General features: G+C 31.2%; 13 protein-coding genes, 3 tRNA genes and 1 riboswitch. Of the genes, 4 read left to right on the top strand and 12 right to left on the bottom strand.

The features are described from left to right. Positions 1–55: 55 nt before the first annotated feature. From crcB to B3578_RS04655, 5 genes are all read right to left on the bottom strand, one after another. Positions 56–433, bottom strand: a complete 378-nt coding sequence (gene crcB, locus B3578_RS04675; RefSeq protein ID WP_125349605.1) for a fluoride efflux transporter CrcB — start codon at positions 431–433, stop codon at positions 56–58. Next, positions 433–639 carry a hypothetical protein gene (locus tag B3578_RS04670; protein ID WP_125349604.1) on the bottom strand — a complete coding sequence of 69 codons (207 nt, stop codon included), beginning with the start codon at positions 637–639 and terminating at the stop codon, positions 433–435. The genes crcB and B3578_RS04670 overlap by 1 nt, the downstream gene beginning before the upstream one ends. Positions 640–709: 70 nt before the next feature. Then, a complete protein-coding gene (locus B3578_RS04665) occupies positions 710–2,278 on the bottom strand; it encodes an NAD(P)/FAD-dependent oxidoreductase (protein WP_291047142.1) in 1,569 nt (522 codons plus the stop codon). A gap of 113 nt (positions 2,279–2,391) precedes the next feature. Next, positions 2,392–3,585, bottom strand: a complete 1,194-nt coding sequence (locus B3578_RS04660; protein WP_221854144.1) for an aminopeptidase C — start codon at positions 3,583–3,585, stop codon at positions 2,392–2,394. Positions 3,586–3,819: 234 nt separating this feature from the next. Next, entirely contained in the window at positions 3,820–5,448 is a 1,629-nt protein-coding gene (locus B3578_RS04655) for a hypothetical protein (RefSeq protein ID WP_291047141.1), read from the bottom strand. 108 nt (positions 5,449–5,556) lie between these two features. Here B3578_RS04655 and B3578_RS04650 point away from each other — a divergent pair, with 108 nt between their 5' ends. Further along, positions 5,557–5,868 carry a DUF3817 domain-containing protein gene (locus B3578_RS04650; protein ID WP_125350851.1) on the top strand — a complete coding sequence of 104 codons (312 nt, stop codon included), beginning with the start codon at positions 5,557–5,559 and terminating at the stop codon, positions 5,866–5,868. Between the two features lie 119 nt (positions 5,869–5,987). Here the strand turns inward: B3578_RS04650 and B3578_RS04645 are convergent. The 3 genes from B3578_RS04645 to B3578_RS04635 form a co-directional block, all read right to left on the bottom strand. Then, a tRNA-Gly gene (locus tag B3578_RS04645) sits at positions 5,988–6,060 on the bottom strand. A gap of 26 nt (positions 6,061–6,086) precedes the next feature. After that, positions 6,087–6,170, bottom strand: a tRNA-Leu gene (locus B3578_RS04640). A 32-nt stretch (positions 6,171–6,202) separates the two neighbouring features. Next, positions 6,203–6,275 (bottom strand) — tRNA-Gly (locus tag B3578_RS04635). A gap of 142 nt (positions 6,276–6,417) precedes the next feature. On the opposite strand from B3578_RS04635, the gene B3578_RS04630 reads away from it, so the two are divergent. Together B3578_RS04630 and B3578_RS04625 are read left to right on the top strand one after the other, a co-directional pair. Next, positions 6,418–6,792 (top strand): hypothetical protein, encoded by a 375-nt coding sequence (locus B3578_RS04630; protein ID WP_125350484.1) that lies wholly within the window; start codon positions 6,418–6,420, stop codon positions 6,790–6,792. 3 nt (positions 6,793–6,795) lie between these two features. Continuing rightward, positions 6,796–7,512: a DUF2071 domain-containing protein gene (locus B3578_RS04625; RefSeq protein WP_291047140.1), complete on the top strand. Its 717-nt coding sequence runs from the start codon at positions 6,796–6,798 to the stop codon at positions 7,510–7,512. A gap of 1 nt (position 7,513) precedes the next feature. Here the strand turns inward: B3578_RS04625 and cobC are convergent, their stop codons facing one another. The 4 genes from cobC to B3578_RS04605 form a co-directional block, all read right to left on the bottom strand. After that, a complete protein-coding gene (cobC, locus tag B3578_RS04620) occupies positions 7,514–8,074 on the bottom strand; it encodes an alpha-ribazole phosphatase (RefSeq protein WP_291047139.1) in 561 nt (186 codons plus the stop codon). Continuing rightward, positions 8,059–8,835 (bottom strand): adenosylcobinamide-GDP ribazoletransferase, encoded by a 777-nt coding sequence (locus tag B3578_RS04615; RefSeq protein ID WP_221854148.1) that lies wholly within the window; start codon positions 8,833–8,835, stop codon positions 8,059–8,061. The genes cobC and B3578_RS04615 overlap by 16 nt, the downstream gene beginning before the upstream one ends. Beyond that, the gene (gene cobT / locus B3578_RS04610; protein WP_291047138.1) at positions 8,829–9,848 is read right to left on the bottom strand and encodes a nicotinate-nucleotide--dimethylbenzimidazole phosphoribosyltransferase; all 1,020 of its coding nucleotides are present in this window, start codon (positions 9,846–9,848) and stop codon (positions 8,829–8,831) included. The genes B3578_RS04615 and cobT overlap by 7 nt, the downstream gene beginning before the upstream one ends. Positions 9,849–9,950: 102 nt before the next feature. Next, a riboswitch (cobalamin riboswitch) is annotated at positions 9,951–10,064 on the bottom strand. Then, positions 10,060–10,479: a hypothetical protein gene (locus tag B3578_RS04605; protein ID WP_291047137.1), complete on the bottom strand. Its 420-nt coding sequence runs from the start codon at positions 10,477–10,479 to the stop codon at positions 10,060–10,062. It overlaps the preceding riboswitch by 5 nt. Positions 10,480–10,823: 344 nt before the next feature. Here B3578_RS04605 and B3578_RS04600 point away from each other — a divergent pair, with 344 nt between their 5' ends. Beyond that, positions 10,824–14,747 (top strand): response regulator, encoded by a 3,924-nt coding sequence (locus B3578_RS04600; RefSeq protein WP_291047136.1) that lies wholly within the window; start codon positions 10,824–10,826, stop codon positions 14,745–14,747. Positions 14,748–14,758 lie beyond the last annotated feature (11 nt).

Below are 14,758 nucleotides of genomic sequence, written 5' to 3'. Positions count from 1 at the left end.
TTGCTTAAAAGTAATACATTAAAACGAATAAGAGAAAACTATTTTCGATATAGAGTTATTTTGTTAATCTAAAACCAATCATTGTAAAGAGTAAACCAATGAGTACACTCAAAAAAATATAAATAATTGGTGTGATGTAATTTTGTTGTTGAATTAAGTTGAAATTTTCATACGAAAAACTTGAAAATGTCGTGAAACCTCCACAAAATCCAGTTATCAGTAAAAAATTGAAATAGGTATTTCCTAAACCATTTTTGATTGAATATCCATATAAAGTGCCAATCAAAAAACAACCGATAATATTTGTCAAAAACGTAGCAAATGGAAAAGGTTGTGAATAATATTTTCCGATTCCGTACGAAATTAAAAATCTTGCAACACTACCAAAAGCGCCACCTAAACCGACAAATAGTATAGATTTTAAGAGATTCATTAAATTCTATTAACAATTTTAATTAAAGCTAAAAATAGTAAAATGATGAATGAAATAATTCCTAAAAAGAATAAACCTAATCCAAAATAAGCAATTGTAATTGTTCCAATATTCCAACCGATTAAGTTGATTGAATAACCTATCAAAATCAGTACTACTGAAATCAATAAAAATTTGAAATTATTTACTTTTTCTAAATTCATCATTCCTAAAGATGTGAAGCTAAAACAAGTTCAGCTTGACATCTGTATTTTATTTTGAGTATTAAATATAAAACTATTTTCCGATAAAATTCTTCACAGCAATTGCAACTTTTGCTCCGTCCATTGCGGCAGAAATAATTCCACCAGCGTAACCAGCTCCTTCAGCGCAAGGAAATAAACCAGCAACTTGCGTATGTTCTAAGGTTTCTTCATTTCTCGGAATACGAACAGGCGAAGAAGTTCTTGATTCTGTTGCCACAATATTTGCATTTTCGGTATAGTAACCATTCATTTTTTTACCAAATGTTTGGAAACCTAATTTCAAAGATTGATGAACTTCTTTTGGTAAAACTTCGCTCAATAAACCTGATGTTAAACCTGGTAAATACGAGCAATCATTTAATGAATTGGATAATTTCCCTGAAACAAAATCAGTCATTCGTTGTGCGGGAGCTTTTAATTTACCTTCACCAACTTGCCACGCTTTTTGCTCGACCATTTGTTGAAACTTCATTCCACCCAAAGGTCCAGTAAAACCATATTTAGCAAAATCTTTTTCATCAACTGTTACAACCATTCCCGAGTTTGCAAAGAATCCGTCACGTTTAGAAGGTGACCAACCATTTACTACCAATTCTCCTTCGTCTGTAGATGCGGGCGCGATAATTCCACCGGGACACATACAAAAAGAGAAAACGCCGCGACCTGCTTCTTGAGAAACTAATGAATACGAGGCTGGCGGAAGAAATTCGTTGCGTTCTGTTCCGATTGGACAATGATATTGAGCAGAATCAATCAAACTTTGGTGATGTTCTACACGAACGCCTAATGCAAAAGGTTTTGCTTCGATTAAAACTTTCTTTTCATCTAACATTCTGAAAATATCACGAGCCGAATGTCCCGTTGCTAAGATCAAAGAAGAAGTTTTAATTTTTTTATCATGATTAATTTCAATTCCTTTGATTTGATTATTCTCGATGATAATATCCGTTAGTTTTGTATCAAACCAAACTTCACCACCACATTCGATAATTGCTTCGCGCATGTTGGCGATAATCCCAGGTAACTTATTTGTTCCGATATGTGGATGCGCTTCTTGTAAAATACGCTCTGTTGCACCGAAATGGACAAACCATTGCAATGATTTCAGAATGTTTCCACGTTTTGTAGAACGCGTATATAATTTTCCGTCCGAATAAGTTCCAGCGCCACCTTCGCCATAACAATAGTTTGATTCAGGATTTACTTTTCCTTCTTTATTCATTGCTGCTAAATCACGACGACGATCACGAACAGTTTTACCACGCTCGATGATAATTGGTTTTAGACCTTGTTCTATTAATTCTAACGCAGCAAATAATCCAGCAGGACCAGCACCAGCAATATAAACTTCGTGTTTGTTTTCTACATTTTGAAGATTTGGATGAAACTCGAAAGCATCAGAGAATTCTTCATTTACAAAAACATTGACTTGTAATTGGGAAATAATATTTCGGCTTCGTGCATCTAAAGAGCGACGAATAATTTGGTAAGCATTGATATTCTCTGGTTTTGTTTTAACAGCAGATGCTAAACGTTGTTTCAGAAGTTTCTCGTTTGCAGCTTCTGTAGGAGATATGCGTATTGTTACATTTTGAGGCATATTTATTGACTAAAAATTAGACTGCAAAAGTACATCAAACCATTTGAAATATTCGTTTTTAAACAAAAAAAGCTGTCTCATAAGACAGCTTTTCATTATTATATAAATTAAGATTATAATCCTAATTTTTTCAACGTTTGTTTTTGAACACCGTTTTTATGAACTAAAATATTTGTTGTTTTGTACTGAACAAAAGCTTTTGTTACATAAAGATATCCTTCGTAATCGTTAGTTAAACCCCAAGAGTTTTTCACGATGTAGTAATCTTTTCCGTTTTGATCTTTTGCAATACCAACAATGTGCATTCCGTGGTCATCAGTCGTTTGGTAATCATCAAAAGCAGCCTGACGCATATCTTCTGTAATTACTTTTTCTGGTTTTGGACCTTTGAACATATCTGCTTTTTGTTGCGCATTCATATCTGCAAAATCAACTTCTGGTACATACGCTACACCATTTTTCCAGCTAAATCCTTTTTCAGAAACGTCTGTTGCCCAAGCAACTGTAAATCCGTTTTTCAAAGCATAATCAATGTTATCAGTCATCTCTGTCATCGGAACATTGTAGAAAGATTCGTACGCCCAGTTATCAGGAATCGCTAATACAAACGGTTTGTAATAGTCGTGATCTTTAAAAGATGTAATCGCAACATAATCGTTTGGATTAATTCCTACCACTTGATCAGCAAATGTACGTGGTGTGTATTTTTTTCCGTTGTATGTGAATTCTTTTGGATATTCTCCTAAATAGCTATCCAAAACAGCTGTATAGGCTTTCTCCCAGTTTGGAGTTAATTTACCATTTGGATTTGCAACAACCGCTTTCAAAACTCCTTCTTGAATTGCAGCCATTTCACCAAATTGATTTGTTTTTGTTCCGTAATTCAAACCTGTGTAAGTTTCAGTTGGAACAGCTCCGTATTTTTTGATTGTATTCAAAACATCATAGAAAGAACCTCCGTCACCTAAAGTTGTTGCACCGTGCATGCGAACATATTGTTTTCCTTTCTCAACATATGTATTTCTCGCATTGAAAATTGGAGACAATTGAATAGGTTGTTTTCCCATTCTTAACATTTCTGATTCGAAGAAAGAATTTCCTGAATATGACCAACAAGTTCCTGATGAACCTTGGTTTTCTACTGGAGTTTTAGCTAAATTGATAACGTCAGTAAATTTGAAAGCTTCTTTACTATTTTCACTAACATTTTTGTTCAAAGAATTAACTAAATTGTCTTGTGCAGACACCAATTGAGCTGAAGCTAAAAATAAAGCTGAAGCTAAAACTGGATAAAAAATTTTACGCATTTTTAAATTTATTTTGTGTGAGTATTTTATAAGTAGCTAATTTCACGAAAATGTTAACAATAAACCTATAAAAATTTAAAGTTTTTTTAATAAAAATTCTTAGTATTCATTCACACAGTACGTTTGGTAAATTAAAACAGACTTGTTTGTGATAAAAGTTTCTTTACGGACATTACAAACAGATATGATTTAAATAAATGTAGGTTACAGATAAATAAACTTTGTAATGTTTTTTTAAAACTGGCTTAATATCCCAAAGTGGATTTTAGATTCTTTAAAATCGAATGAAGTTTCGTCTGTTTTACCAACTGCATAACTCAAATTGAAAATTCCCATTTTAGTTAAAAAAGAAATTCCAGTTCCTAAACTTAACAAAGACGTATTCAGATTTGCGCGTTTGTTATCTATAAAACCATAATCGGCGAAAAGTCCAATATAGAATGCTTCGCTTGGAACAAAACGATAATCTGCACTCAAAAATCCGTACATATTTGTTGTAATACTTTCTTCGTTAAAACCTCTAAAACTTCCGAAACCACCAATTCTGTACAATTCGTTTTCGGAGAAATCATCGTCTTTCGTGAGCAAACCTCTAAATTCTGCACCAGCTTTTAAGAAATGTTTTTTGGACAATTCGAATAAACGAAATGTTTTTAGACCAACTTCAATTTGATTGACGGTTTTATTTTCCAAATCTTCTGTCCACGAAAAATTCTTTTCCTTTTTACGAATCGAATTTACCACAACATTCAACATAGATTTTCCTTCCATCAAACGAAAAGGATGTTTCAGGAAATAGTGATAACTCAAACCAAAACCAATTTTCGAATAATCGTCGTAGCTCGATTTTAGATAGGAATCATCTTCCAACAAAAAGTTAGACGATTGTATAATTCCGCTTACACCAATATTCGAGTTGAGGTTGAGTTGATAAAATAATCGCTCCGAAAAATCTAAATTCACAAAAACAGAATCTTGTTTGAAAAGCTTGAAATTCGTTTCCGAACCAATCGCAGATTTGAACAAATAAGGTACTTTAACACCAATATTCAACGACGTATTTTTATTTGCTGTTCCAATCCAATTTAACCTGATTTCTTCCAAACTATTGAACACGTTGTTCAACGAAAGTTGTACATTTCCGTTCAATCTAAAATCGCCGTTATCATCTGTTCCAAAACCTAAAACACCATCAAAATAATTTGAATTTACTTTGCGAGGATACAAATATAAAATCGTAGAATCAGGCTTAAATAAAGTTTGTGGTAATTGCGCTTCTGCAATATAATTGGTTTGTTGCATTAATGTCGAAATTGTTGCCAACTTCTGTTCATTGTATACTTCGCCAGTTTTTATATTGAGTCCATGACGCAAATAACCTTTGGATAATTTTTCGTAACCAACCAATTTTACACCATCTATTGTTCGCTGATTTCCTTTGTCTAAAACCAATTCAATTTTCTGTTCATTTTGTTCAAAACCATTTGGAACAAGTTTTATTTGCGCAAACGGATAACCTTGATTAGTGTTGGTTGTTGCTATTTTATTTAGAATAGAATCTAAATTATTTGTTGGGAAATAATTATTTTTATTTTCGAACAATTCATTGTTTTTCACCCAAATTGTTTGGTACAATTTTCCTTTATTTAGATAAACTTTTTCATTTTTTATCGAATCAATCGTCAAAGTATAATAACCTGTTTTTTGAAGCGAATCTAAAGATGAATCAAGATTTTTGCTTTCGAAATCTTTTGTATACGATTTTGTATCATCATTATACCGTAAAAAATGATATGTTTTTTCTTGTCCAAAAAGAAAAATAGTTTGGATAAAAAAGAAGAATATGTAGCCTAAAAATCGCATTGTTGCTTATAATAACGTGTAAAATAGATGTTAAGTATTTGTTTTACTGATATCTATTAGTGTTCATGTGGAAATTAAAAATTATTTTTGACTTCAAATTTAAGATGAATGTTGAAATTATTTAAAATTACTGGATATTTAGAAGCTATTTCTGCGATAGTTTTGTTTTTTATCGCAATGCCAATGAAATATATTTGGGAAGATCCTACATGGGTAACACACGCAGGACGCGTACACGGAGGATTGTTTATAGCTTATATTATATTGGTTTATTTATTGAAAGAAAAATACAATTGGTCTTGGAAAATTTTTATGATCTTTTTTATCGCAGCAGTTATTCCTGGAGGAACAATTTGGGCGGAAAAAAGATTAATCGAAGGCAAAAAATATAAACAAATGTTGGCTGAAGAAGCGAAATAAGACAACGATTAGATAAAAAAGTAAAAACCTTAAACGTGATTGTTTGAGGTTTTTTTATGTTTTAGGAATCAAATTTTTCTAAATAAAAAAAGCCGAAGATTAATCTTCGGCTTTTACAGAGCGGGAAACGAGACTCGAACTCGCAACATTCAGCTTGGAAGGCTGACGCTCTACCAATTGAGCTATTCCCGCGTAAATTTTCAAATCAAATTAAAAAGTACCTCAGGCGGGACTTGAACCCGCACGTCCTAATGGACACAGGATTTTAAGTCCTGCGTGTCTACCAATTCCACCACCAAGGCAAAATTTGATTTTTGAATTTAATATTTCAAAGAGCGGGAAACGAGACTCGAACTCGCAACATTCAGCTTGGAAGGCTGACGCTCTACCAATTGAGCTATTCCCGCGTTGTGAGTGCAAATATAAGGTCATTAATATTACTTTTGCAAGTGTTTTTCGAATAAATTTTACAACTTTTTTCTAATAAATTAATTTTGAAATATTTGACTTGTTGATTTTTTTTGAGAAATTAGGGAATTGAATTATTTTATGGAGAAATTATTTATTTTTTGTGGTGTTTTTCTTCTTGTGATGAGTTGTAATTCTAAGAAAAAGTTTGAATCAGATAAATGGATTCCTTTTGAGGAAGGAGTTTACGGACAAAATTATCGTTATAAGATGTTGGATGATTTGGTTAATAATGTTTTAAAATTTGATTCATATAATTCAAATGGAACTTCAAAAAATGAGGTTTATAAATTGATTGGTAAGCCTGATGAAATTTTAGATAAAATGGAGGTTTATTTAATTCAAGAAAAAATTGGTAAAATTGATCAAAATGGAGAAATTAAACTTTATTTAAAATATAGTGATAATTTGACGTTGAATTATTGGAAAATACAAGAAACAACTTACAAAGAATAAATTATGAAAATCCCTACAATTTATGGTATTATAGAACGTAGAATGTTAATCAATTTTTGTGTAGAATCACACTATATTGAGACGATTTTACCTCAACCTTTTCGTCCAAAATTGTACAAAGGAAAAGCAATTGCTGGAATCTGTTTGATTCGATTAAAAGATATAAAACCAAAAGGTTTACCTGATTTTGTAGGAGTGAATTCTGAAAATGCAGCGCATCGAATCGCGGTTGAATGGGAAGAAAATGGTGTGACAAAAGAAGGTGTATATATCCCGATGAGAGATACTTCTCTAAAATTGAATACGCTTGTTGGTGGTCGAGTTTTTCCTGGGAAACATTATTTTGCGAAGTTTAATGTTATAGAAGAAAACGATAATTATCATTTAGATTTCACGAGTTCTGACGATACACGAATTGAAATTGATGCAAAAAAATCTGTTGAATTTAATTCGAATTCGATTTTCGAAACGTTGAATGAAGTTTCAAAATTCTTCGAGAATGGTTCAGATGGATATTCTCCGAATGGAAATAATTTTGAAGGTTTAAAACTCGAAACCTATAATTGTGAAGTAGAATCTTTGGAAGTTTTACATGTGAAATCAAGTTTTTTTGAAAATGAAACAATCTTTCTAAAAGGTTCTGTTCAGTTTGATAACGCAATTCTGATGACCAATATCGAACATGAATGGAAGTCGTTAGAAAAGATAAAATGTTTGTAGTTTATTCTTTGCTCAAAATAAAATCTTCCTCATTTGTTTTTCCTAAATTAAACTGAAACATTTCACCATAATTTATAGGTATTTTGAATGCATTTTTGATTGGTATTTGCAACAAATAACACCACATCAAACGGATGATTCCGCCATGTGTAACAATCAGCACTTTTTCGTGTTGAGTATTTCGTAATTCGTCCATAAAATTAAAAAGTCTTTCTGATATTTCTTGCATCGATTCACCATTTGGTGTTTTAGTTTCGACAAAATCGGCGTACCAAGGTTCTATTTCTAACGAAGGAATTTCGTTCCACGATTTCATTTCCCAATCTCCAAAATTGAATTCTTTTAATCGTTCATCAAAAATAATTTCATTCGAGAAAGTTTCTGCTAATCGTTGACAGCGACTCAGTGGACTTGAAAAAATTATCTCAAAGTCGTTTTCGATCTTAGTATGAATTTGTACTACTTCTTGATGAAAAGTATCAGCTAATTCCACATCAGTTTGTCCGTAACAAACCGATGAAGGAACATTAACTTTTGTATGTCGAATTACAGAAACTTGCATAGAATTAAAACGCCAAGATAAAACAAAACTTCGGTAACTTGTTGCACAGTTCCCAAGCAATCGCCTGTATATCCACCAATATATTTTTTGAAATACCAGCCCAAATAAACTTTTCCTATGTAACAAAGTGGTAATATCAACAAGAATTTCCATTCGCCAAAAACAATAAAAGGCACAAGACAGAAAAGAAAACTAATGATAAGATTTTTTATTGGAAGTGCTTTATTTGCCATCGGTTTTGATTTACTTTTGTCGATATCTGTCACATATTCGTGTGTATAAATCATCATTCCAGAAAAAAAGCGACTAACCGAATGTGCTGCAATCAAGCTGAAAATTATCAACCAAAAATTATTTTCTGCAATATGTTGAAGTGATGTGAATTTCAATAACAACAATAAGATAACACCAATTACACCATAAGCTCCAATTCGGCTATCTTTCATAATTGTCAAGATTTTTTCTTTGCCATAACCACCTCCAAAACTATCGCAAACATCGGTGAAACCATCTTCGTGAAAGGCTCCAGTCAACAAAACGCTTGTAATCATTGTGATAATAATGGCGATATCAATAGGTAAAATAAATTGACAAATCATATAAATCAATGCATTAAAAGCGCCAACCAATAAACCAATCGCTGCATAGTATTTCTGTGATTGATTCATGATTTCGTTGCTATATGGAATTTTGAACGGAATCGGAATTCGCGTAAAAAACATCAATGCGGTTAAAAAATAAGTGATTTCTTTTTTTAGCATTTCACTTTAGTTTCTTTGTTACTCACGCCTGCAGAGTCGAAACTCGCCATATCATTGTAGAAATTTACCGCACTTTTGATAATTGGATAAGCCAACGCACACCCCGTTCCTTCACCAACTCGCAAATTGATGTTCAGAATTGGTTCTTCGTTGAAATAATTTAATAAATATTGATGTCCAGATTCATCACTTTGATGACAGAAAATTGTATTGTTTAAAATTTCTGGATTTAATTTAGACGCAACCAAAATCGCAGACGAAGCAATATATCCATCAATCATCAACAACATATTATGTTCATAAGCAGATAACATTGCAGCTGTCATTTGAGCAACTTCAAAACCTCCAAAAGTGGCTAAAATTTCTTTTGGATCAGTAATTTTCCCATGTGTATTCTTCGCTTCATTTAGAATATTGATTTTATTTTGTAATTGCTCATCATTCAAACCTGTTCCACGTCCTACACATTGTTCAAGCGGTAAATCGGTTAAATAGTGTACAAGCATCGATGCAGAAGAAGTGTTCCCAATTCCCATTTCGCCAAAACCAATAATATTTGTTCCATTTTGAGCGATTTCGTTCACAATTGTCTTCGAATAATCAAAACATTGTTCCAATTGATCTAAGGTCATTGCAGGTTCGTGCAAGAAATTTTTGGTTGATTTGGCTACTTTACAATTTTTCAAAACCGAATAATCCTCGAAATCATAATTTACACCAGCGTCAACAATCGTTAAATTAATCTCATTTTGATTACAAAAAACATTAATAGCTGCTCCATTATTTAGGAAATTTAAAACCATTTGAGGCGTAACTTCTGCTGGATACGCACTAACACCAGATTGTGCAATTCCGTGATCGCTTGCGAAAACGATTAGATGAGGTTTTATTAATTCTAAATGATTTTTTTGCTGAACCAAACCAATTTTAAGTGCGATTTTTTCTAATAAACCTAAAGCTCCAAGCGGTTTTGTTTTAAGATCAATAATGTGTTGAATTTCTTCTTTTTGCATTTTATACTAAACTAAATTTTAATAAAAAAATGCTTTCGAAATCAAGTGCAATCAATTCAACAAATAATAAAAATATATGTAGTTTTGATTGAGCTTCAATCGCGAAAGCATCATCTAAAAAGTGGTCTGGCTTATAGTTTTTCTCTACTTACAGTTGCGCGACAGCTCGAGATTTGCACTCGATTCCCTTTTGTGCAAGCAAGGTAATAAATTATTTTTCTGGGACAAAATTTTCATCAATCACTATATCTCCCATCAAAACGACTTGCTCTTCAAAATCAGAAGTGTTTAAATTAACTTTATTCGGAAAATTTTTAAATGAATAAGATTTATAAACTTCTGAATTTATTTCATTTGAAGCTAATCTTAGGTTAAGTTCAGTATTTTTTAAAGTCTCAAATTGTATTGTATATTCCTCGCCAACGTTTAATTTACTTTCTACTAATTCATCATTAATTAACAAACGATATGTTTTGATTTCTAAGTTAGAATTTCCAAAATTAACTTTTATTTTGAATTTTATTTTTTCTTTTTGAATCGAATCATTTTTTGCAACTAAAGGTTCTGTACAATTTGGTTTATCCTGTCCATTTGTACATGAATTTAATAACCCAAAAGCAGAAAAAATCATGACATTATAAATCGTTTTCTTAAAAAGATTTAGACCTAATTGACTTGGATGAAAAATACCACAATGAACGTTGTTTTTCTGAAATTCATTCTAAATTTCGTCATTTGTCAAATTAGAAAAGTCAGTGATTTTATGTTGACATTTTGTACAGAAATTTTTGTTTGTTAATTTCTTTTTGGAAGGAATTGGATTTTTCATATTTTTTAATGTTTAGAGTTATAATAGAGATGATTTTATGAATAAAAAGGTTGATTTTATTTTTAGAAATAATAGATTTAGAATATTTGGATTTATGTAATATCTTTAACCACCTCTACTTACCTTTTAAATAAGATCAATTTTTAATGGAAAATTTTCACATCCCAACGAACGAAAAGCAAAGATTGCAAGCCGTTTACGATTATAATTTGCAAGGACATGATAAAGACGAAGAGTTGGAGGTTTTTGCAAATGCTGCGAGTTTGATTTGTAATGCGCCAATTGCGTTAATTTCTATTTTTGATGAAAATTATCAAGTGATTAAAGCAAATTGTGGAATAGATGTAGATATTGTTCCACGTCAACAAACTATTTGTCAATTTTCTTTAATGGAAGAAGAAATTTTGGTGATTGATGATGTGACGAAATTTGAACCTGCAAAAAATATTGCTGGAGTAAAAGCTGCAAATATTAAGTTTTATGCTGGTGTTCCGTTGATTGATGACAATGGAAATGTTTTGGGGACATTATGTGTAAACGATCATTATCCAAGAACGTTAGACGAAAAACAACGCAATTTATTGATTCAATTAGGGAAAAATATTACAAAATTATTGGTCAGTAAAAAACGAAAAAAAGACGCTGCTTACTTTCAAAATATCTATAAAATTTCGAATAATTTAATTGGAGTTGCTGATATTAATGGTGTATTGAAATCAATTAACCCAGCTTTTAAAAAAGTTTTAGAAGTTAAAAATGACCAATTAATTCGTTCAAAAAATTTCTTAGACTTTGTTTCGGAAAAGGATAAGAAAAGAGTTCAAATGTTTTTGGCTGATTTGAAAACTAATTCAGGTTCTATTGACTTCAAATGTTTGATGTGTTCAATAGAAACGAAAGAAGAAAAAATGGTTGAATGGTATACTAAATTAAACACTTCGTATGATAACGAGATTTTCTTATTTGGACGAGATATTACACTTGAAAACTCTAAAAAGGAGGAACTAGAAAACAGTGAACGTAAGTTTAGAAATTTTTTCAATTCTTCGCTTGGTTTAATGACGATTCACGATTTGGATGGTAATATTTTATCCATTAACAAAAAAGGTTTAGAATCGATAGGTTATACTGAAGAAGAATCGAAAGATTTGGATCTTAAAAAATTAATCCCAAAATCTAATCAAAAAGAATATCAAATCTATATAGAGACGATTTTAAGTAAAAAGCAAGATTCTGGTTTAATGAGCTTGATTAAGAAAGATGGTTCGTTAACATATTGGTTATACAATAATATTTTGGACAAAGATAACGAAGGAAATCCTGTTGTAATGAGTACTGCAGTTGATATGACACAAAGGACTTTGTTGGAAAGAGATCTTAATCGTGTTCGTCAGTTACTAGATCATACGTACGAAGTTGCCAATGTTGGAGGTTGGAAATACGATTTAGTTAAGCAAAAATTAATTTGGACTGATATAACGAAAAAAATCCATGAAGTTGAACTAGATTATGAACCAAATGTAGAAACTTCACTCAATTTTTATGAAGCAAAAAGTAGTTATCCAAAAATAAAGAAAGCTTTTAGAGATGCGGTAGAAAAAGGAATCGGATATGATATGGAGTTGCAAATAGTTACCCAAAAAGGAAAAACAATTTGGGTAAGATGTAAAGGAATTCCAGAGTTCGTAAATGGAAAATGTGTTAGCGTTTTTGGAACTTTTCAGGATATTGATGAGAGAAAACGTTATACGTTAGAGTTGGCTCGACAAAAAGCTATTTTCGAAACATTTATTAATCATGTACCTGCATCTGTTGCAATGTTTGATAAGGATATGAATTATCTAACTTTGAGTAATCAATGGTGTGATGAATTTGTAGTAAAAAAGAAAAATGTGATCGGAAAATCTCATTATGAAATGTACAATGTTCCAGAAGAAAGAAAAGCGATTTATGACGCTTGTTTGCAAGGTGAAAGTTATTCGGATGAAGATATGATTTATCGCACACCAAAATATGATACGGATCAACACTATTCCTGGGCGATTCATCCGTGGTATATCAACAAAAAACAGATTGGTGGTCTGATTATGTTTTCGCAAAATATAACAGAATCTGTCAAGAAAAATAAAGAACTTAAAAAAGCTAAAAAGAATGCTGATCTCGCTAGTAAGGCAAAGTCTGAATTTTTAGCAAATATGAGCCACGAGATTCGAACGCCGTTAAATGGTGTGATTGGTTTCTCTGATTTATTGTTGAAAACGCCACTTAATCCGACTCAAAAACAATATTTGAATTTTATTAATGATTCTGCAAATTCATTATTGTCAATAATAAATGATATTTTAGATTTCTCTAAAATTGAATCCGGTCGAATGGATGTTTTGATAGAAAAAAATAATTTGTTCGAGTTAGGAAATCAAGTAATCAATGTGATTCTTTATCAAGCCGAAAACAAAAAAATTGAATTATTGTTGAATATAGATAATAATTTACCTCAATTTATTTGGATTGATGAAGTTCGTCTAAAACAAGTTTTGATTAATCTACTTGGAAACGCTGTGAAATTTACGGATAGTGGAGAAATAGAACTAAAAATTAGTCAAGTTGAACCAATTGTAAAAGGAGAAAAAGTAAAATTGAGATTTTCTGTTCGTGATACAGGAATTGGTATAAAACCAGAAAAACAAGTCAAGATTTTTGATGCATTTACTCAAGAGGATAGCACTGTTAGTAAACGTTTCGGAGGAACTGGTTTAGGTTTAACAATTTCAAATAAGTTGCTAAATTATTTCGGAAGTCATCTAGAATTGCAAAGCGAAATAGATAAAGGTTCTACATTTTTCTTTGATTTAGAAGTTGATTACGAATATAATATTGAGCAACAATTTGATCATTTGGAAGAAATAAATCATGTGTTGATTGTAGATGATAATCAAAGTAATCAAATGATTTTGCAGCATATGTTGCAGTTCAAAAATATAACGTCTGATATTGCGAACAATGGAATGGAAGCGCTTCAGAAAGTTTTGAATGGCAATGTTTACGATGTTATTTTGATGGATTATCACATGCCAGTTTTGAATGGTTTAGAAACAATTCAGAAAATAAAAGAGTATTTTGTAACTAAGAATACAAAAATTCCTTTAGTATTATTGCATAGTTCTTCTGAGGATGAATATCTAATTCAGAAAGCAAAAGAATTGGGAATTACTTCGCGATTATTGAAACCAATTAAGTCTGAAGAATTGTTTGATACGCTGCGTAAAACGATTATTGATTCGAAAGAAATTCAAACCATAGAAATTGAAAATCAAGAAGAAATTTCGCAAGATTTTTCGAAACAATTTCACATTTTAATTGCAGATGATAATTTAGTTAATATGGCTTTAAATCAGCAGATTATCAAAAATATTGCACCAAATTCTATTTTGTATACGGCTGCGAATGGAGCGGAAGCCGTATCAATTTGTCAAGAAAATAAGATCGATTTAATTTTGATGGATATTCAAATGCCAGAAATGAATGGTATTGAAGCAACTAAGGTTATTCGTTTATTAAACAATTTTCAAGAAACTCCGATTATAGCAGTGACAGCGGGAAATGTAAAAGGCGAAAAGGAAAAATGTCTTGATGCTGGATTGAATGATTTTTTAGCAAAACCAATTCGAGAAAAAGATATTTTTGATGTTTTAGAAAAATGGTTAGATTTTTCTAAAAAAGAAAAGAATGAAACCAACGATTTTGGAAATCACCTTGATCTTTCTATGATAAATAATTATACGAAAGATGATGAATCATTTAGAAAAATGTTTATAGAAATAATTATTAATGAGTTAGAAAAATCTATACTAGAATTTGAAACTTATTCCAACAAACAAAATTTAGAAGGATTAAATCAATTAGGTCATAAAGTAAAAGGAACAGCAAAAACTGCTGGACTTACAATTTTGGCTGATTTAACCGAACAAATAGAAAAATCGACTTCAATCAATTACCTACAAGAAAACCAGCTGATTATTAAAGTAAAAACCGAAATAGAATTAGTTATTAACTATTTAAAAATTATTTAAAAACCAATATT

It is taken from the genome of Empedobacter sp. UBA1574, from assembly GCF_002322895.1.
Taxonomy (GTDB): domain Bacteria; phylum Bacteroidota; class Bacteroidia; order Flavobacteriales; family Weeksellaceae; genus Empedobacter; species Empedobacter falsenii_B.
Note: the sequence above shows the minus strand (reverse complement) of the source record. Positions and strands in the feature narration are given on the sequence as shown.